This window comes from Sutcliffiella halmapala, from assembly GCF_050107295.1.
In the GTDB taxonomy this organism is placed as follows: Bacteria; Bacillota; Bacilli; order Bacillales; family Bacillaceae_I; genus Sutcliffiella_A; species Sutcliffiella_A halmapala_A.
This window is the reverse complement of sequence record NZ_JBNIKR010000007.1, coordinates 1-18,125: the sequence shown is the minus strand read 5'-3', so window position 1 is coordinate 18,125 and position 18,125 is coordinate 1. Positions and strand designations below refer to the sequence as shown.

The following is an 18,125-nucleotide window of genomic DNA, read 5'->3' as shown; positions in this document are numbered from 1 at the left end:
CTTTCCCCTCGGATACTTCCATTGTAAAGGAAAATAGCGTGGATTGTTAGAAAGTTTAAACAAAAAAAGAGCGGGTATCCATCAAAAAAGATTCCCCCCCCCTTATTGCGGCAATTACTTTGGCTGCATACGGATTGCACCATCAAGACGGATCGTATCCCCATTTAGCATCGGATTTTCCATAATGCTTTGAACGAGCTGGGCATATTCCTCTGGATATCCGAGACGAGATGGAAATGGCACCATTTTCCCCAATGAGTCCCTCGCTTCTGCCGGCAGAGAATCGAACATTGGTGTATGGAACAGTCCAGGTGCTATCGTCATCACCCTGATACCGAAAGCAGCAAGCTCTCTTGCAATCGGTAGAGTCATCCCCACAATGCCACCCTTAGAAGCAGAATAGGCAGCCTGTCCGATTTGTCCATCAAAAGCTGCAACGGAAGCTGTATTGATGATTACTCCCCGTTCTCCCTCAGCATTCCGTTCATTCAATACCATTCTTTCCGCTGCCAGACGGATTACATTGAAGGATCCGATCAGGTTGATGGAAATCACTTTTGAAAAATGATCAAGAGGATGGGTTCCCTTCTTGCCGAGAACCTTCTGTGCGACCCCTATTCCTGCACAATTGACCACAGCGTTTATTGAACCGATCTTTTCTATCCCTTGTTTCAATGCAGCTCTTACATCCTCTTCACTGGTCACGTCCGTTTTGACGTAAGTAACCGATTTTCCAAGCTCCTCCGCAAGCATTCTGCCACGCTCTTCTGAAAGATCCATAATAAGTGCCTTTCCGCCTTTGGCTACTATATTCCTTACTGTTGCTTCTCCAAGACCTGATGCGCCACCTGTTACAAGTCCACAAACATTTTCAACCTTCATTTCATAACCTCCTATTTAATTGTTTATTGTTTTCAATGCAATAAGTATGCCAATATAGAACAGGCAATTTCATGAGGTAAGTGTCCAATATATGGACATTCTATAGGAAATCTGCATTTTTTTACTACATATCTATTCTAGGAATTTTATTTTCACATTGGATAACATAAATCGGCTCTCAACCAATGTCTCTACTACTCAAAAAATATCCCTGGCAAGAGTTCTTATTATTTCTAACTTTTCCACTATTTTGGTAAGATAAAGTTAATACTTGTACTGGAGGACATTCATCATGAAAAAGCGAATCATGGTTATAACGCAGGATATCGGCGATGAATATACAAAAAAAATCAAAGCGCTGGCTCCTGATTGGGAACTGATTGTAGGTAAGGAAAAGGATGTCTGGGCCTCATATGCCAATAAGGCGGAAGTTATTGTGGGATGGAAGAAGGATCTTGAGGAGATCTCCCTCTGTGGAGGCTCTGAACTCCGTTGGGTACAAGCCTGGAGTGCCGGAGTGAACACCATGCCTCTTGAAAAGCTTGCTTCTAAAGATATAGCACTGACAAGCGCGAACGGAGTACATGCCTTCCCGATCTCGGAAACAATTTTAGGTCTGATGCTGGCTCTCACCAGAAAAATACATACCTATGTAAAAAATCAACAGGAAAAGAAATGGCACCATGCCCATATGAACCTCGAGATGCACGGGAAGACAATCGGAATCATAGGCGTTGGGGAAATCGGGAAAGAAACAGCAAAGATTGCCAAGGCGTTTGGAATGAGAGTACTCGGCGTTAGGAATTCCGGTGAAGAGGCAGATAACGTGGATAGCATGTTTACACCTGAAGAACTTCACCAGGTACTCCCAGAGTGCGATTATGTAGTAATCACGCTTCCATTGACCCCGCTTACCAACCAAATGTTTGGAGAAAAGGAATTTAAGATGATGAAGAAATCCTCCTTCATCATCAATATCGGCAGAGGGGAAATCGTAAAGGAAGAGGAGCTTGTAGAAGCATTGCAGACAGGAGAAATTGCCGGAGCAGGACTGGATGTATTCGTGAAAGAACCGCTTGAAGAAAATAGTCCTATGTGGGAAATGGACAATGTCATCATCACACCCCATACTTCGGGTTCAACGGAGCACTATACAAAGCGTGTAATAGAGAATATCTTCCTGCCTAATCTGTTGCAATATTTAGAAGGGAAAAAGCCCACTATCAATTTGGTTGATTATTCTAAAGGCTACTAAGAGGAGAGGTATATATGCATAGAAATGAAGAATTGCATTCATATTTGTTAAACAAAGCGAAAGTCCTTACAGAGCAGTGGTATGAAAGTTTGGATAAACAAAATTCAACAGGTGTATATGCATCTACGAATCCGGAAGTCATTCAAACATTAAAAAAGCAAAACTATGATTTCCACTTGCATCTTTGCAAAATATTCATTGAAGAAGACACAAAGTTCTTCCATGATTTCCAGAATTGGATTTTATCCATTGCACAGGACGAGCAGCACCTGAATACCCCGATCCAACTTACAATAAGAGAATTTTTCAGAGTAAGGGAACAGTATATTCAATTTATACATGAGTTCGTCACGACCAATGAATCATACAAAAGCAATGAAATTACTTGGAACAATATGATCATTAAAGCATTTGACAAGGTAGTCCTGAGGTTTGTGGAAGAGCATCAGAAAGTCTCTGAACAGAAACTCAAAGCACAGCAGGAGATGATCCAGGAACTGAGCTCCCCTGTCATTGCCTTGGATAATAATCGAGCGTTGCTTCCCTTAGTCGGAGATATCGATACAGGCAGAGCAAAATTCATGATGGAGCATACCCTGGAGCAATGTTCGAAGCTCGGAATCAACCATCTCTTCATTGATCTATCAGGAGTAGTGATTATTGATACCATGGTGGCAGATCAGATTTTCCAGTTGATCAAAGCCTTGACCCTCATTGGTGTAAAGTGTTCTCTTTCAGGGATTCGCCCGGAAATTGCGCAAACGACTGTCAATCTTGGACTTTCCTTTGATAATGTTTCCATAAAACCGACACTAGCCGGAGCACTTGCTTTTAATCGGTAAATATACAAAAAGGAGTTCTTTCATGTACGAGTTAAAAACGAAGGAAAATGATAGAAGTGTTGTAGAATTCATTGAAAATGTTGAAAACCCAACTAAGCGGGAGGATGCCTATAAGCTGCTGGATATCTTTACTGAAACAACAGGCTTTCAAGCAAAAATGTGGGGACCGAGCATCATCGGTTTTGGATCTTATCATTATAAATATCCAACCGGCCATGAAGGGGATGCACCGCTTGTGGGCTTCTCGCCGCGCAAAGCAAAAATCAGCCTTTATTTTGCCACTGGTGACTCCAAACGTGAAGAGCTGCTGGAGAATTTCGGCAAGCATACCACTGGCAAAGCATGTGTGTACATCAACAAATTAGCTGACGTGGATGTGGCAGTATTAAAACGGCTGATAGAACAATCTGTGCGTTTTCTGCAGGATACGTATCCAAATAATAATACTAACTAAAAGAAGCAAATGCTTGGGAGGCCCCCCCATTCATTTGCTTTTTTCCTTTTCTTCCAATACGAGAAGTAGTATTTATAGTAACTTGTAGTTTAAAGAATGCCAAATAAGTGAATTTATACTATATGTACTTGGTTTGTCAGCTTTTTTGAGGTATTTTGCAAAAGAACAGGTTGCATAGGACAACCAAAGGGAGCGAAAAAATGGATAAAGTATTAAACGAGATACTTTCAGAACTTAAAGAAATAAAAGCGATCCAACTACAAATACAGAAAGATCAAGTTTCCATTAAAAATGACACTACAGCACTTAAAAGTGACATTACCCATTTAAAAGATGGACAACAGGATAAAAATTCATTGATCAAACATACCTTGACCCTTCAGATTGAAAATATGCTAGAAATAAAACAGGCATTAAGAAGCATGCAGGAAAACAATGATGTCACGAAACATTCAGGGTAAATCTGAAACCCTCTCTTTTCATATTGAGAGGGTTTTTGATTTAGATTAGGAGAACAATGGAATGCAAGCTTAGCATAGCAAATCTTGCACTACTCTACCTTACAATCCCACTTACCCCTTTATCGGCCAAAAAGGTTCTTACTTCCCTTTCTGTTGCCAGGTTTGCATCACCTGAAATGGTGTGCTTCAACACGGAAGCCCCCAGTGCAAAGTTCAGACTGTCCTCATCGCTCCAACCTGAAAGATGCCCGTGGAGATAGCCTGCCGCAAACGCATCCCCTCCTCCGACCCGATCAAGTATTTCAAAGGTCTGCGAATCTGAGGTAAGAATGCCTTCGCCCCTTGAATAGAGATAACCCGTAAGAGAATGCTTCGTTACTGAATGTGTCTCTCTAAACGTGCAGATCACCTTTTTCACTCCATAAGAGGTGCAGATTTGCTGAAAAAGATCCTCATAAAGCTTTTCTCTATTCCCGTCTGAAACTGAACTATTTAACCCTAGTATATTTACTGCATCCAAATAGCCTCCAAAACAGATATCCACATAGGGGAGAATGGATTTTATTGCTTCCCGAGCCTCTTCCAACCCCCACAGCTTACTTCGATAGTTAATATCAAAGCTTGTCTTGATCCCCCTGTTTTTCGCCGCTTTAATAGCAGTCAATGCAATTTCTCTTGCAGCGGCACTAATTCCAAGCGTAATCCCGGTTGTATGAAAAAGATCGGCTCCTTCAAAAATCTCCTCCCAATCAAAATCTTCCTGGCGTGCTTTGGCAATGGAAGAATTTTTCCGGTCATAGATGACTTGAGAAGGTCTGATTGACATACCCTGCTCCATAAAATAAAGCCCTAATCTTTCTCCTCCCCTGACAATGAAGTCTGTATGGATTCCTTGTTGCTCCAGATACCTGAGGGCACTTGTTCCCAATTCATTTTCAGGCAGCTTCGTCACAAACTGACCCTTATGTCCAAACAATGCCAGAGAGGAGGCTACATTAGCCTCTCCACCTCCGAAGACCGCCTGAAACTCAGTAGCCTGCACAATCCGGCTGTAATTCGGAGGGGTAAGGCGCATCATCAATTCACCGAAAGTCACCACTTTCACAGTCTTACACCCTCTGTTCTGCTCTCATGTACCTTCTTGACGAACTGCCTTGCCAATTCAGATACCCCTTGGTAGTTTCCTTGTTTTGCAGGAGCAGTCAGCTCTCCCCCTACTCCCACTGCGATTGCCCCAGCCTTGAACCAATCACTGACATTGTCCAGGGTTACTCCACCTGTAGGCATAAAGGAAGCCTGTGGGATTGGTCCCTTAAAGGATTTTATCGCGTCAGGTGAAACCAGATTACCAGGGAAGAATTTAATGATATCCACCCCATATTCCAATGCTTCCACCACTTCCTTTACCGTCATGCACCCAGGAAGGTAGGGAACTTGATATCTGTTACAGAGTTTTGCCGTTTCCATGTTGAAGCAGGGACTGACAATATAATCCGCCCCGGCCAAAATGGCTATCCGGGCAGTTTCCGTATCAAGGACAGTACCTGCTCCAACAAGCAGTCTCCTGTTATCCTTAAGGGACCCAATCACTTTATCCGCACCCGGAACGGTAAAAGTCACTTCAATTGCAGATACCCCTCCTTCTGCACATGCTTCTGCCAGCTTTTGACCCCCTTCCGGACTTTCCGCCCGGATAATGGCCACAATCCCTTGTTCGACAAGCTTTTGTAACACCTGATACCGCTTCATTCCTTCCATCCCCCTTTTCATTTACACACCTGAGTATGCGGAAAAGCCGCCGTCAACCGGTACCACAACACCATTCACAAAACCGGAAGCACGATCATCCACTAGCCAGAGCAGCGTGCCGATCAATTCCTGACTTTCCCCGAAACGGGCCATCGGGGTTTGCGCTATTATTTTCTCTGCGCGCTCCGTGAGCAAACCATCATTCTTTAATAGAAGTGATCTATTCTGGTCTGTAAGGAAAAATCCCGGTGCAATGGCGTTCACTCTCACACCTGCTTTTGACATATGTACAGCAAGCCACTGCGTGAAATTGCTGACCGCTGCCTTCGCTCCACTATAGGCAGGAATTTTGGTCAATGGAGAAAATGCATTCATCGATGAAATGTTGATAATCGTTCCGTTTTTTTTCTCTACCATATCTTTCCCGAATACCTGTGATGGAAGAAGGGTCCCAAGGAAATTCAATTGGAAAACATAATTGATTCCCTCTTCATCCAGATCAAAGAATGTCCAAACATCTTTTTGCAAATCTCCCTGATTAAAATATTCAAGGTCTGTAGTACCCTTGGGGTGATTGCCCCCTGCACCGTTGATCAAAATATCGCAGGTGCCGAATTTCAGTTGGATTTTCTCTCTGGCATTCTCCAATTCCGACTTATCCAATACATTGGCAGCCAATCCGATGGCAATACCACCATTTCCGTTGATTTCAGCTGCAAGCTGCTGCACTTTTTGTTCCGTTCTTCCGATAATGGCAACCTTTGCACCGCAATCTGCCAAAGCTTCACAAAACGCGGAGCCCAGCACCCCGCTTCCGCCGGTAACCACGATCACTTTCCCTTCTAAATTGACCCTGAATGGAAGATTCATGTTGATTTCTCCCCCCCTTTCACTTTGTTGAGTGCTTCCCAGATTCCATTAAGGTAGACAGCACCAAGCGCCCTGTCATACAGCCCATAACCCGGACGCCCTGTTTCTCCCCAAATCATTCTGCCATGATCCGGACGGAGTGGCCCTGTAAAACCGATATCCTGATATGCCTTCAATACCTCCACCATATCTACAGAACCGTCAGATGATAGATGGGAGGTCTCTTCAAAGGACTTTAGTCCAGTCCGTTTTACATTCCTGCAATGGGCAAAATGGATTCTCGATCCGAAAGTGCGAATCATACCGGGAAGATCATTATCCGCCCTTGCCCCAAATGACCCCGTACAAAAGGTAATACCATTGAAAGGGCTCCGCTGTATTTCTATCAATCTCTGTAAGCTTTCTGCATCTGTGATGATTCTCGGCAAACCGAAGATAGACCATGGTGGATCATCGGGATGTATGGCCATTTTAATCGATACCTCTTCTGCAACGGGGATGATCTCATTTAAAAAATGAGCAAGGTTCTCCCAAAGCCTTTCTTCGGTGACATTTTGATAGGACTCCAGAAGGCCCTTCAGTTCACCATCTTTATAAGAAGCATCCCAGCCCGGCAAAGCCAGACCGCCAGAGGAAGGATTCATTTTTTCTATTGTATCTTCTTCGTAGATCAAGGTGGTGGACCCATCCTCCAACAGGTGGTAAAGATCCGATCGTGTCCAATCAAAGACAGGCATGAAATTATAGCAGACTACTTCCACACCTGCGCTCGCAAGATTCCTTAATGTCTCCTTGTAGTTAGAAATATACTTATCCCTTGTAGGGAGGCCCAATTTTATATCCTCATGGACGGGAACGCTTTCAATTACTGCAAGAGACAAGCCATTCTTTTCAATCACATTCTTTAAATCAACTATTTTCTCCTGCGGCCATACTTCACCGACGGGTATATCATAGATTGCCGATACAATACCTTTCATTCCGGGAATCTGGCGAATATACTCGAGCGGAATACTGTCTTCCTCTCCATACCATCGAAAAGCCAGCTTCATTTTCTCACCTCCGAAATGTTTGCTCCTTCAAAATAATTCTTTGCATTTTTATATGATATATTTTTCACAATCGAACCCAGCAATCTCTCATCATGTGGCGCCTCGCCTTTTTCGACCCAGCTTCCAATCAGATTGCAAAGGATACGACGGAAGTATTCATGCCTTGTGTAGGATAAAAAGCTGCGCGAATCTGTCAGCATCCCTATGAATCTGCTAAGCAGGCCGATATTGGCCAAATCGGTCATCTGCCGCTCCATTCCATCCTTCTGATCGTTGTACCACCAACCGGAACCAAACTGAACCTTACCCGGTACTCCTTCTTCATGGTAGCTCCCGGCCAATGAAGCAAATATGAAATTGTCTTTTGGATTTAAATTATAGAGAATGGTCTTTGGTAATTGGTTGGTTTGATCAAGTGCATCCAGAAACTTCGCCAGGGGTTGAGCCACAGTGTAATCTTCTATCGTATCGAACCCGGCATCCGCCCCAACCATCTTGAACATCCTTTTGTTGTTATTTCTCATCGCACCGATATGCAGCTGCATCGTCCAACCCTTTTCTGCGTACACTTGACCCAAAAATAGAAGGATGAAAGTCTTGTATTTCCTCGCTTCCGCCACGGACACCGGGGTATTGCTCAATGCCTTTTGGAATATAGCTTCCACTTCGGTTTTCGTGGCAGTTTCAAAAACCATTTCGCTGATTCCATGATCGGAGAGGCGAGCTCCTTTTTCATGAAAATAGTCCACTCTCTCCATTAATGCATCAAGCAGATCTTCCAATCTGGCAATCTCTTTATCTGTAACTTTGGAAAGCTTTTCAATCCAAGGAAGAAAAGTATCCTTCGTAATTTCTATTCCCTTATCAGGACGGAATGTCGGCAGCACTTTCGGTGTCCATGTTCTATCCTCCGCTAACCGTTCATGATAAACGAGAGTATCTGTTGGATCATCCGTCGTACCGATCATTTCCACATTCGATCCTTTAATAAGCTCCCTTGTCCGGAAGGAATCTTCTTCAAGCTTTGCATTCGTACAATTCCACACTCTTTCTGCTGTGTCATCGCTTAGCAGTTCATGAAAGTCAAAATACCTTGCCAGCTCCAAATGGGTCCAATGAAACAATGGATTCCCCAATGTATGTGAAACAGTATTTGCCCATTTGAGAAACTTTTCCTTATCAGATGCCGTTCCTGTTATGTATTTCTCTGAAACACCGTTTAAGCGCATGGCACGCCATTTATAATGGTCGCCAGAGAGCCATATCTCTGCAATGGAACCGAATTGCTTATTCTCCCAGATTTCCTTTGGATCCAAATGACAGTGATAATCGTAGATAGGCTGTTCCTTAGCGTAATCATGATAAAGGACCTTTGCCATTTTATTGTTCAACAAAAAGTCATCATGGATAAATGCCTTCATTTTTTTGCACCCTCCCACTTAGTTTGTTTACTAAACAAACTTTATTTTATATAATCATACACATCCCCTATTTTCTTATCAAGGGGTAATTTACACACTATTCAACATTTTCACTATGGAGGAATTCCTTTGAATACTGGTGATGCTTCATTTATTCGTCAATTAAATCGAAAAATCATATTGGAAAAAATAATGCAGCATAAAAGCATTTCCCGTGCAGAGATTGCCAAGTTAACAGGTCTGAACAAGGCGACCGTTTCTTCACAGATTGCTGATTTGCTCGATGAAGGTCTATTAGTCGAAACACATGCAGAGTTCTCATCCGGCGGCAGAAAACCGATTTTCCTATCCATGAACGAATCTGCAGCATATACGGTTGGAATTGATATTGATGTAACGTGCATCAGCATCGCTGCCACAGATCTCAAGGGAAATATTGTTACAAAAGAAATTTACCCCATTGAAGATTCAAGCTTTCCTGCCGTGGAAGAAAAATTGAAAACAATCATTTTGGAAATGGACAAAACTTTGCCCACATCGAGGTATGGAATTATCGGCATCGGGGTTGGAGTACACGGTATCGTGGATAATAATCAGAACATTGTATATATCCCACAGCATCAATGGAGGAATGTAGATTTAAAAAGAGCCCTGGAATCATCTTTTCAAGCTCCTGTTTTTATAGCCAATAACTCTAATCTATGTGCAGTTGCAGAACAAGTATTTTCAAACGAAAGTACCGACCTTGTTTGCATTACAACGTATTCCGGAATCGGGATGGGCATCATCGTTCAAAGGCAGCTATTCCAAGGATTTGAAGGCTTTTCAGGCGAAGTGGGCCACATGATAATTGAACCTGACGGACGTACCTGCACATGCGGAAATAAGGGATGCTGGGAGCAATATGCATCAGAAAAAGTGCTGCTACAGGCAATAAGGGATAGAATTGGAAGGACGAACTGCTCTGATGAGGAAGTACATCAATTCATGGAAAGCGGAATAGAGGAATTGGAGGAAATTATCAAGGACTATACAAATCACCTGGCTATCGGAGTGAACAATATCATAAATATCCTCAATCCCGAAACAGTCATTATCAACTGTGAGTTCTTTTCAAATCATCCTGCAATTTTGAATAAAGTCAAAGATAATTTAACGTCCTCCATGAACCATCGCAAGGAGTTAAAATTATCATCACTTGGAAAAAACGCCTGCATGCTTGGTGCGAGTGCAACGGTGATCAAGGAATTTTTGAAGATGGATCACATTGATTTGTCAAATGAATAGAGGATTCGAGGAGAAAGATGGGCTTTTTTTCTTATACACCAATGCAAAAAGCTCATCATGATTCTTATGATGAGCTACACTACAAACCGATTTACTATTTTATTAATGCATTCAGTTCCCTGTAGATTGCTACTATCTCATCCAGCTTCATCCTTACCAGTCCGCTTGAAGACGGGGCGACAAAATCAATTGTCCCTGAAACTACCGGTCTCTCCTGAACTCCCCAATCAATTTGCCGATGCCCACTATACTCTTGATAGACCCCTTTTCCGACAAAACAGACTATTCTGGGCTTGTTAATTTCAATTTTTCCTTTCAATTCCTCGCGTCCTGCTTTGTATTCTTCCCTCGTAATATCTGCTGCACCGACAGTCGGTCTGGAAACGATATTGGTGAGACCAAAATTCAGGTCGAGAAGTTTGAAATCTTCTGTTGGGGCATATTTTCTTGGAGTTATTCCCGCTTGATGTAAAATAGTCCATAAGCGGTTATTCGGGTTGGCATAGTGATGGCCCGTTTCCCCTGAGCGTATGCTTGGATTGAAACCAACAAATAAAATATCCAGATCTTTTTTAATATGATCGTAGATGAAATCCACCTCACATCCCTCATTTCTTTTCTGTTTCACCCAATTTTATCAAAAATAAAAAACCAAACGAAGTAGGAACAGTTACTTTCGTCTGATTTTTGCATTGTAATCTATTAAAATAAAGGTAGTGGCCTTAATATCACTTTAATCGACTGCGGCATTTTCAATTCTTCCTGTGCTTGTTTAAAGTATCTGTACATTGCTTTACTGCCAACCGAGTTTGCAGAATGAATCGTAATTCTTTCTGCATATAGTTCATTCTCCACCATAATTTGAACGAGCATAAGACCATTCCGATGTCTATTGAGTAAGTCATGATCCAATGATAGATGCTCAATCGAATTATTCTCTAACAAGGTGAGGCATTCGTCAATGTCTTCAGCAAGGATGTAACCTTCTGGACATGTGCGACTATCATCTAGAAAGACATTTATTTTCAAGATGATCCCTCCAACTATTTCGACTTACGTATAGTGTAACATACTTTGGTTACTATTTTTTTCCTATACGGTCGAAGATAAATCCAAAAGCCTTTATCAGCATGGGTTGGACTCTTTTTCTAAGGAATAATGTACCAATTTCATTTAGTGTAATGTTATGGTGTTTTGTATTCCGGAAAATTGAATATCCACTTCATCCAAAATGATTGAAGTCGTGTTTGCAGGTGCATATACGTATCATATTCCTTTTTGTAAGTTTGCTTGAAGGAATAGGAAACTTCACCTTGTTCTTCTTTTACCAATAGTTCCTGTTCCAGCACTTCCAGTTTTTCGATTTTTATTTGAATGGAATTATACGTCAATGCAGCCAATCCTCCATAAAGAAAGCAAGCTATCAATAATAAGGAAAGTATATATTTTAGTGGGGTTCCCACACATGTCCCCCCTTTCCGGCTTTTCTACATACTATGACGAAATGCGGGAATGTGACAGGACTGTTACAAAATGTTTGTAGGTTCGAACAGGGACTAGCAGCCTTCCATTGAAAATTGGAGGAATTAAAGATATATTATAAGTAAAATGTACCGGAGGAAATAGGATGGCTGTCTTAATAGATGTACTTGTTGTAATAGTGTTTGCTGTGATCTTTTTTGGTGTTTACAAGTATGTGAAAAATACATTAAAAAAATATTAACGGGAAGGCCCTTTCAATCAAGTTGAAAGGGCCTTTATTATGCTTTTTCCAAATCGATAGACTGTGAAGCTCTCTTTTTCAGAATCAGTATTGGTGCGTAAAGAATGAGAAACATGACTATAACCACCAATTCCAGCGAGAGGATGTACCATGGATATGGTCCGAGCAAATCGATGATGCTGGCATTTGAAGGTTTCCTGGCAAGAAACATATAGTTCCCTCCAGTTTGCTTATTAATAAAGAATACCAGGATGGCAATAAGTTGCAGCGCGCCAAACGCTTTCCACAAGGATTTTATTGTAATAGCTTTCTTTTCCACCCAAAGCATATAAAAAACCGACAAGATGATGGCACTATGGGCTGCAAAGAAATGCAGAAAACGAAAGTGTGGAAAATCATAAAAAAGCTCTGGCGTAAGCAACGCCTGTAGCGCACCACCAAGTCCAAGGAAATATACCACTTCAAATGTCCAGGTTTGCCGGGTTATCAGCATCCACATGCACAGATACAAGCTGATGGAGCATAGCTGAAAAGGGAGGGTGTAGCTTATATCCCACATATCGGTCGTAATATACCAATAGTTCAGCCATGCCTCTGACAAAAGAAGGCATCCAAAAATGGCCCACCTGCCATATACATTGGTGTATTTTCTATTGCGTAGAAAGTACAACAGTAAAATAAGCGACAATGCGATAACCAGCGCAAATATATGGGACGATGACAAGAGTAGCGTCCCTTCCATAAGAGCATTCGGGTCAGTATAAGAATCCAACACTTCTTACCACCGCCTTTCGTATCATTTCTTTCTCCATACTTCTACTAAACATTGGTAAATTCCTGCTATCTTTTTTCCAGACGTTTCATTTTGCGCTCTGAAGCACTGTTGAAAAGCATTTTTTCTGCTTCCGTCTCAGGAATTACACCTGGTACCGGAGTCGGCTTTCCATCTTTTCCTTTTGCCACCATCGTCAAAAATGATGTCGTGGTTGTCGTTTTTTCACCTGTTTCATAATTTTCGTTTTCCACTTTCACAAAAATCTCCATGGATGTCCTCCCGGTTGAGGCCACTATCGCCTCAAGAGTCAGAATATCCCCGACCTTTGCAGGGGAAAGAAAAGTCACCTGGTCGATGCTAGCAGTCACAACAACATTCCTGGAATGCTTCATTGCAGTAATAGCTGCAATCTCATCTATGTACGATAGAATCACTCCTCCAAAAATAGTACCCATATGATTCGTATCAGGCGGCAGAACCAACCTAGTCTGTATGGTCCTTGATTGATTGGAAGAAACGGAATTGGTATTCATATATGCTTATAATCCTCCTTATTAGTAAAATAAAAAACTCACCCCTTAATAAGGATGAGTGAAAGACGGATGCTGAAAGAAGCCTTGAGAAAAAGCCTTCCTTACAATCCCTCGTTCTATCTCTCACCTCCCGAAGAAGATAGTACTTCATCAATCAGACAGGTCTCCTGACTTAGCTTCTCCCTACTCTAGTCCTTCCCATACTCAAAAGTAATAGTGGGTTCTCTATTTCGTCAGCTTTACAGTTGCGGGTACAGTTCTGGACTTTCACCAGATTCCCTATTAAGTGCGTGCACATCTAATTAATTGGATGATTAAATTGATATTGCCACTATATTCTACCATTAAACAATATCTTCTAGTATATGAATATTCATGCAAATTTTCTCCCCTGATTTCATGGCAAGTGCCTCAAATCACATGTTAAATAGATGGCAACCTTACAAAAGATTCCATTGTCACAAAATAGTAAGAAAAGAAGGTTGAGAAAAGGCTATATTAGTGTGTATACTTATACTTGCAAGTTTTTCTGCCCCATTAACCGGGTATGGATTCATGAATATAAATATGCAACATAAGTGAGGAAACCTATGTTCTATAAAACTCTCATTCACCCATCTTCAAAAGAATGGATTGTGCTCTTTCATGGCTTTGGAGGAAACTCTTCCATATTCTACAAGCAATTGAAACCCTTCCGTTCCGAATATAATGTACTATTACTAGATTTACCAGGGCATGGAAAAACTCCATATCCAAAAGGTGTGGATCTATTTGAGTACTCTTGTGATAAAACCCTTGAAATCTTGAAAGCCTTAAAAATAAAATCCGCTCATTTTGTTGGCATTTCCCTTGGCACCATTATTATGCAGGAAATTGCACTGCGTTCCCCATCTTCAATCAAGTCGATGATTCTAGGAGGCGCCACTCCGAAGTTAAAAAAATGGGGCGAGTTTCTTTGCCGACTTTCCGTCTTTTATCCTTTGAGAAAAATTCTTCCACATATGGTTCCTTATAGAATATTTGCGAGAGTTCTATTACCGAAGCGCAATCATTCCGATTCCCGTAAAGCCTTCATAAAGGAAGCTTATAAACTTTCTAAAGAAGCTTATCTGGGATGGGTCCTATACGGACTAGACGGTTACACCACCTACGATAAATTGGCAGAGACGGAAAATAAAATCCCCAAGCTTTATATATCGGGTTCCGAAGACCATATGTTCCTCGAAAGCACAAAGAAATATGCTGCCAACGAAGAAAACGCAACAATGGAAATCATCGAAAACTGCGGGCATGTTTGCAATATTGAAGAAAGTGAAAAATTCAATGATCTTGCTGTTTCTTTTATGAAGAGTGCAAACAAGGTGCAGATCACAGCATAGATGGTGATGGAGCTGAACTTGGTGTTCAGCTTCTTTTTTGTGGAGAAAGTAGTACCGATAGAACGATTCATTACATAGGATACATTTCTATTCCAAAAAAAGAGGCTGGGACAAAACTAAAAATTGCTAATAAAAGACGAACAATATAGGTACTGCCTCTAAATACCGCTATTGATTTCCGTGCAAGACTTCGCTTTCCGCGGGTGACCCGTGAGCCTCTTCGGCTTCGCCTGCGGGGTCTCACTTTGGCCACTTCTCCCGTAGGAGTCTTCGTCTTGCACTCCAATCAACCGCTGGTGTAACCTAAAACTAATCGAATACTTCAAAAAAAGCCCCGAACTAATTTGATTTTAAAATTCAAATTAGTTCGGGTTTTATTTAGACTAAAACACTTTTGTCCCAACCTCTTTTGCATGCTATTTTTTCTTGCTTTTCACACTTGTCGAGATTTTCTTCCATTTATCCTTCTCTGCCAATTGAGCGCGCTTGTTCGTTTTTCGTTCCAGATAGGCAAGCTCCCTTTGCAGCTTCACATAGCTTTGATATCTTGCTTCCTCCAATGTTCCTTCACGGATTGCCTCCCTTACCGCGCAGCTGGGCTCATTTTCATGTTTGCAATCCCTGAAGTAGCACTGTTCAGCCAGTTCTTCCACATCCTGAAAGCTCTGGCCGACCGTAGCCCCGTCTGCCTCCCAGAGCTGGAGTTCCCTCATTCCTGGCGTATCAAGCACTAGCCCGCCAGTCGGCAAAAGATACAATTCACGATAAGTGGTTGTGTGCCTTCCTTTATCATCGTCACCCCTCACCTCTTGAATGACCTGCTTTTCTTCGCCTAAAAGGAAGTTCGTTAAGGTCGATTTCCCTGCTCCAGAAGAGCCCAGAAGTGCAACTGTTTTACCTGTAGTAAAATAAGGGGCCAACGCTTCTACTCCCGTTTCATCTTTCACACTGACTGCGAATACCGGAACACCCAATGCAACAGCTTCTACATCCTTTATTTTTGCTGCCACATCCTCACACAAGTCAGCTTTGGTGAGGACGATTACAGGGGTTGCCCCACTCTCCCATGCCATGATCAGGTAACGTTCCAATCTTCTTGCGTTAAAGTCATAATTCAGAGATTGTACCAGAAAGACGGTATCCACGTTTGCCGCAACAATTTGTTCTTCCGTCGTAAGTCCTGCAGCTTTTCTTGAAAACTTGCTGAAGCGAGGGAGCAGCGCCTGAATGGTAGCCTTTCTCTCATTCGCCCTTTCACTTAGGACAACCCAATCGCCCACTGCAGGGTAGTCCTCGCGGCTTTCCGCCTCAAATCGATATTTTCCGGACACCTCTGCCAGATACTCACCGTTCTCCGTTTCGACTCGGTATATTCTCTTATGTTCAAGCATGACTCTTCCTACTGTAAAGCCCTGCTCTTCGTATAATGCAAAACTATTATTCAAAAAATCGTTCCAACCTAGTTCATTACGTTTCAATGTTTATTCCTCCAATGGAAAGTAGATTAATTTTGGGTAAAACAAAAAGACCGCTTTCACGGTCTTTTCATAAAAAATTTATAAACCATGGCGCTTATTGCACAGCCTATGGGAATCTACAGTCTTATCCATAAAGGAAAGGAATTCAAAGATTAGCTTGCAAGGGCTGTGCAGTTTTATTTAATTGGTTAACGTTCATTACAATTAATCGTTCCATAAAACATCCCTCGCTTTCAGAAAATTTATATTACAAAGATTATAATAGATTAAATTCAGCAAAAAGTAAATAGGTATAAGTGGATAATTTTTCCGACCATTTTAATTCGCTTCTATTTGTTGCAGTTTCTTACGCTCACGATTCTGCCAGGACACGGAAAGTGTGACAGTGAAGCTTAAAATGACAAGACCCAGAATGAACGGATACGAAATATTCACGTCATACAAAATCCCCGCCAATGTCGGGCCGAGAACATTTCCGATGCTCATATAGGCATTGTTCATCCCCATCGCGAAGCCTTGTTCATTTCCTGCAAGCTTGGAAATCAAGGTATTGATGACAGGTCTCAGGATGGAAGTAGCCAAAAAGATGATTAAAGTGATGATAAAGAAAAATGTGTAGCTGGAAGCAAACAGGGACAATAAGAATCCAGCAGCTGCTACTGTAATGAAAATATTCAATACTTTCCCTTCACCAAAAAGTCTTACTATCCGATCGACGACAAACAACTGTACAATCACACTTACAATTCCAGTAGCAGTGATCATCAGAGCAATTTCCTGCGGGGTGGCCCCATACTGGTTGTCTATAAATAATCCTAGAACTGATTCATATGCCATTAAACCGAAGCTCATCACTAGCGTAATGACAAGCGGAATGAAATACGGTTTTCTGACGGATTGAACAAGTTTTCTCACCATGGGATCTGAATCGGCTGGCATCACTTGATGCATACCTTTTTCTTTACTTTCCTTCAATACCAAAATGGAAAAGACGGTCGCAAGGAGTGAGATCAATGCGGAAACCAAAAGTGGCATTTTCAGGCAGAAATCCGCAAGGAATCCGCCTATCCCTGGTCCTATGACAATTCCTAATGACATTGCGGCAGAAATATAACTGTTTCCTTTTGCACGTTGCTCCATCGTGGTAATATCTGCGACATAAGCAAATAGTGCGGGAATCAGCAATGCCGCCCCGACTCCTCCTATCACACGTGATAGATACAGCATCCAAACCGAATCAAAGCCATAAAATACAAACATTGATAGTGTCAAACCTGCCAGTCCCAGAATGATCATAATCCTGCGACCATATTGATCGGCCCACTTTCCTGCAACTGGAGACATCACAAGCTGTGCACCAGCAAAGATTGCAATCATCAATCCTGCCGCCATTCCTCCCTCACCAATGGATTCCAGATAGGCTGGAAGGATTGGAATAATAATACCGAAGCTACCGACGGCGATAAACATATTGACCATTATAACAATCATCTTCTTACGCTGCTCAGGTCCCAAAGTTATTCCCTCTTTCTATATATTGTTCATTTATTTCGTGTGTCGTAACAATAATCACCTTTAGTATCTTATGACTTTTCTTTTCGGGTGTCAATGAAAAGAACAGCTGGTATTTGTAGGGAAAGGTAGTGGAGGTTCTTTCCACTCTTATTTTGTGAAGCCAGTCCACACGAGAATTTAAGTGGATTTTGTCGGAAAGTGCGGATTATCGATATTGGTCTCGTTTTCGTTGATATATGGAATTTTTCGTTGATATATCATTTTTTCCGTTGATATCGGTTCAACCCCCTAAGTTTGGACACTTACTCCGTCTTTCTAGGGGTATCTCATTATTTCATTTTCTACCGCGCATTCGCTTGGTTGCCCCGAGAAGAAAGGTTAAAGGGAATCACTTTAACCTTTCTTCTCGGGGGAAACTTTACATAGCTAATTCTACTGGCTCCACCGAG

Annotated in this window: 19 protein-coding genes and 1 riboswitch; of the genes, 6 read left to right on the top strand and 13 right to left on the bottom strand. The window is 41.9% G+C overall.

The window, feature by feature from the left end; all coding sequences use genetic code 11:
- Window positions 1–114: 114 nt before the first annotated feature.
- Entirely contained in the window at window positions 115–882 is a 768-nt protein-coding gene (locus ACQCT5_RS12650) for a 3-hydroxyacyl-CoA dehydrogenase (protein ID WP_499642391.1), read from the bottom strand.
- A gap of 292 nt (window positions 883–1,174) precedes the next feature.
- On the opposite strand from ACQCT5_RS12650, the gene ACQCT5_RS12645 reads away from it, so the two are divergent.
- The 4 genes from ACQCT5_RS12645 (at window position 1,175) to ACQCT5_RS12630 (ending at window position 3,894) form a co-directional block, all read left to right on the top strand.
- The gene (locus ACQCT5_RS12645) at window positions 1,175–2,137 is read left to right on the top strand and encodes a D-2-hydroxyacid dehydrogenase (protein WP_499642390.1); all 963 of its coding nucleotides are present in this window, start codon (window positions 1,175–1,177) and stop codon (window positions 2,135–2,137) included.
- 14 nt (window positions 2,138–2,151) lie between these two features.
- Window positions 2,152–2,979, top strand: a complete 828-nt coding sequence (locus ACQCT5_RS12640) for an STAS domain-containing protein (RefSeq protein WP_499642389.1) — start codon at window positions 2,152–2,154, stop codon at window positions 2,977–2,979.
- A 22-nt stretch (window positions 2,980–3,001) separates the two neighbouring features.
- The gene (locus tag ACQCT5_RS12635) at window positions 3,002–3,433 is read left to right on the top strand and encodes a DUF1801 domain-containing protein (protein ID WP_499642388.1); all 432 of its coding nucleotides are present in this window, start codon (window positions 3,002–3,004) and stop codon (window positions 3,431–3,433) included.
- A 200-nt stretch (window positions 3,434–3,633) separates the two neighbouring features.
- Window positions 3,634–3,894, top strand: coding sequence for a hypothetical protein (locus ACQCT5_RS12630; RefSeq protein WP_499642387.1), 261 nt, complete (start codon window positions 3,634–3,636; stop codon window positions 3,892–3,894).
- A 94-nt stretch (window positions 3,895–3,988) separates the two neighbouring features.
- Here ACQCT5_RS12630 and ACQCT5_RS12625 read toward each other — a convergent pair whose 3' ends face one another.
- The 5 genes from ACQCT5_RS12625 to uxaC are packed head-to-tail and all read right to left on the bottom strand — an operon-like array spanning window position 3,989 to window position 8,986.
- The gene (locus ACQCT5_RS12625) at window positions 3,989–4,999 is read right to left on the bottom strand and encodes a PfkB family carbohydrate kinase (RefSeq protein ID WP_499642386.1); all 1,011 of its coding nucleotides are present in this window, start codon (window positions 4,997–4,999) and stop codon (window positions 3,989–3,991) included.
- Entirely contained in the window at window positions 4,996–5,643 is a 648-nt protein-coding gene (locus ACQCT5_RS12620; protein WP_499642385.1) for a bifunctional 4-hydroxy-2-oxoglutarate aldolase/2-dehydro-3-deoxy-phosphogluconate aldolase, read from the bottom strand. Before ACQCT5_RS12620 ends, ACQCT5_RS12625 begins: the two co-directional genes overlap by 4 nt.
- A gap of 21 nt (window positions 5,644–5,664) precedes the next feature.
- Window positions 5,665–6,513 carry an SDR family oxidoreductase gene (locus tag ACQCT5_RS12615; protein WP_499642384.1) on the bottom strand — a complete coding sequence of 283 codons (849 nt, stop codon included), beginning with the start codon at window positions 6,511–6,513 and terminating at the stop codon, window positions 5,665–5,667.
- Window positions 6,510–7,565 carry a mannonate dehydratase gene (uxuA, locus tag ACQCT5_RS12610; RefSeq protein ID WP_499642383.1) on the bottom strand — a complete coding sequence of 352 codons (1,056 nt, stop codon included), beginning with the start codon at window positions 7,563–7,565 and terminating at the stop codon, window positions 6,510–6,512. Before uxuA ends, ACQCT5_RS12615 begins: the two co-directional genes overlap by 4 nt.
- Window positions 7,562–8,986 carry a glucuronate isomerase gene (uxaC, locus tag ACQCT5_RS12605; protein WP_499642382.1) on the bottom strand — a complete coding sequence of 475 codons (1,425 nt, stop codon included), beginning with the start codon at window positions 8,984–8,986 and terminating at the stop codon, window positions 7,562–7,564. The genes uxuA and uxaC overlap by 4 nt, the downstream gene beginning before the upstream one ends.
- A 129-nt stretch (window positions 8,987–9,115) precedes the next feature.
- Between uxaC and ACQCT5_RS12600 the strand changes: the two genes are divergently transcribed.
- Complete coding sequence (locus ACQCT5_RS12600; RefSeq protein ID WP_499642381.1) at window positions 9,116–10,273, top strand: ROK family transcriptional regulator; 1,158 nt, start codon at window positions 9,116–9,118, stop codon at window positions 10,271–10,273.
- Window positions 10,274–10,367: 94 nt separating this feature from the next.
- On the opposite strand, the gene ACQCT5_RS12595 is transcribed toward ACQCT5_RS12600, so the two are convergent.
- The 5 genes from ACQCT5_RS12595 to ACQCT5_RS12575 form a co-directional block, all read right to left on the bottom strand.
- The gene (locus tag ACQCT5_RS12595) at window positions 10,368–10,871 is read right to left on the bottom strand and encodes a mismatch-specific DNA-glycosylase (protein ID WP_499642380.1); all 504 of its coding nucleotides are present in this window, start codon (window positions 10,869–10,871) and stop codon (window positions 10,368–10,370) included.
- A gap of 104 nt (window positions 10,872–10,975) precedes the next feature.
- A complete protein-coding gene (locus ACQCT5_RS12590; RefSeq protein WP_499642379.1) occupies window positions 10,976–11,302 on the bottom strand; it encodes a cyclic-phosphate processing receiver domain-containing protein in 327 nt (108 codons plus the stop codon).
- A gap of 155 nt (window positions 11,303–11,457) precedes the next feature.
- Window positions 11,458–11,736: a hypothetical protein gene (locus tag ACQCT5_RS12585; protein ID WP_499642378.1), complete on the bottom strand. Its 279-nt coding sequence runs from the start codon at window positions 11,734–11,736 to the stop codon at window positions 11,458–11,460.
- Between the two features lie 297 nt (window positions 11,737–12,033).
- Complete coding sequence (locus tag ACQCT5_RS12580) at window positions 12,034–12,771, bottom strand: YwaF family protein (RefSeq protein ID WP_499642377.1); 738 nt, start codon at window positions 12,769–12,771, stop codon at window positions 12,034–12,036.
- 65 nt (window positions 12,772–12,836) lie between these two features.
- On the bottom strand, window positions 12,837–13,304 hold the full coding sequence (locus ACQCT5_RS12575) for an acyl-CoA thioesterase (protein ID WP_499642376.1): 468 nt from the start codon (window positions 13,302–13,304) through the stop codon (window positions 12,837–12,839).
- 140 nt (window positions 13,305–13,444) lie between these two features.
- Window positions 13,445–13,621, bottom strand: a riboswitch (cobalamin riboswitch).
- Between the two features lie 273 nt (window positions 13,622–13,894).
- On the opposite strand from ACQCT5_RS12575, the gene ACQCT5_RS12570 reads away from it, so the two are divergent.
- A complete protein-coding gene (locus ACQCT5_RS12570) occupies window positions 13,895–14,683 on the top strand; it encodes an alpha/beta fold hydrolase (protein ID WP_499642375.1) in 789 nt (262 codons plus the stop codon).
- Between the two features lie 416 nt (window positions 14,684–15,099).
- Here ACQCT5_RS12570 and rsgA read toward each other — a convergent pair whose 3' ends face one another.
- Complete coding sequence (gene rsgA, locus ACQCT5_RS12565; RefSeq protein WP_499642374.1) at window positions 15,100–16,161, bottom strand: ribosome small subunit-dependent GTPase A; 1,062 nt, start codon at window positions 16,159–16,161, stop codon at window positions 15,100–15,102.
- A 318-nt stretch (window positions 16,162–16,479) separates the two neighbouring features.
- The gene (locus ACQCT5_RS12560; RefSeq protein ID WP_499642373.1) at window positions 16,480–17,676 is read right to left on the bottom strand and encodes an MFS transporter; all 1,197 of its coding nucleotides are present in this window, start codon (window positions 17,674–17,676) and stop codon (window positions 16,480–16,482) included.
- Between the last annotated feature and the right edge of the window lie 449 nt (window positions 17,677–18,125).

Coding starts and splice junctions, on each gene's coding strand:
- uxuA (WP_499642383.1), bottom strand. CDS start 7,565: ATGAAGCTGGCTTTTCGATGGTATGGAGAGGAAGACAGTATTCCGCTC.
- ACQCT5_RS12645 (WP_499642390.1), top strand. CDS start 1,175: ATGAAAAAGCGAATCATGGTTATAACGCAGGATATCGGCGATGAATAT.
- ACQCT5_RS12635 (WP_499642388.1), top strand. CDS start 3,002: ATGTACGAGTTAAAAACGAAGGAAAATGATAGAAGTGTTGTAGAATTC.
- uxaC (WP_499642382.1), bottom strand. CDS start 8,986: ATGAAGGCATTTATCCATGATGACTTTTTGTTGAACAATAAAATGGCA.
- ACQCT5_RS12615 (WP_499642384.1), bottom strand. CDS start 6,513: ATGAATCTTCCATTCAGGGTCAATTTAGAAGGGAAAGTGATCGTGGTT.
- ACQCT5_RS12650 (WP_499642391.1), bottom strand. CDS start 882: ATGAAGGTTGAAAATGTTTGTGGACTTGTAACAGGTGGCGCATCAGGT.
- ACQCT5_RS12630 (WP_499642387.1), top strand. CDS start 3,634: ATGGATAAAGTATTAAACGAGATACTTTCAGAACTTAAAGAAATAAAA.
- ACQCT5_RS12620 (WP_499642385.1), bottom strand. CDS start 5,643: ATGAAGCGGTATCAGGTGTTACAAAAGCTTGTCGAACAAGGGATTGTG.
- ACQCT5_RS12640 (WP_499642389.1), top strand. CDS start 2,152: ATGCATAGAAATGAAGAATTGCATTCATATTTGTTAAACAAAGCGAAA.
- ACQCT5_RS12570 (WP_499642375.1), top strand. CDS start 13,895: ATGTTCTATAAAACTCTCATTCACCCATCTTCAAAAGAATGGATTGTG.
- ACQCT5_RS12575 (WP_499642376.1), bottom strand. CDS start 13,304: ATGAATACCAATTCCGTTTCTTCCAATCAATCAAGGACCATACAGACT.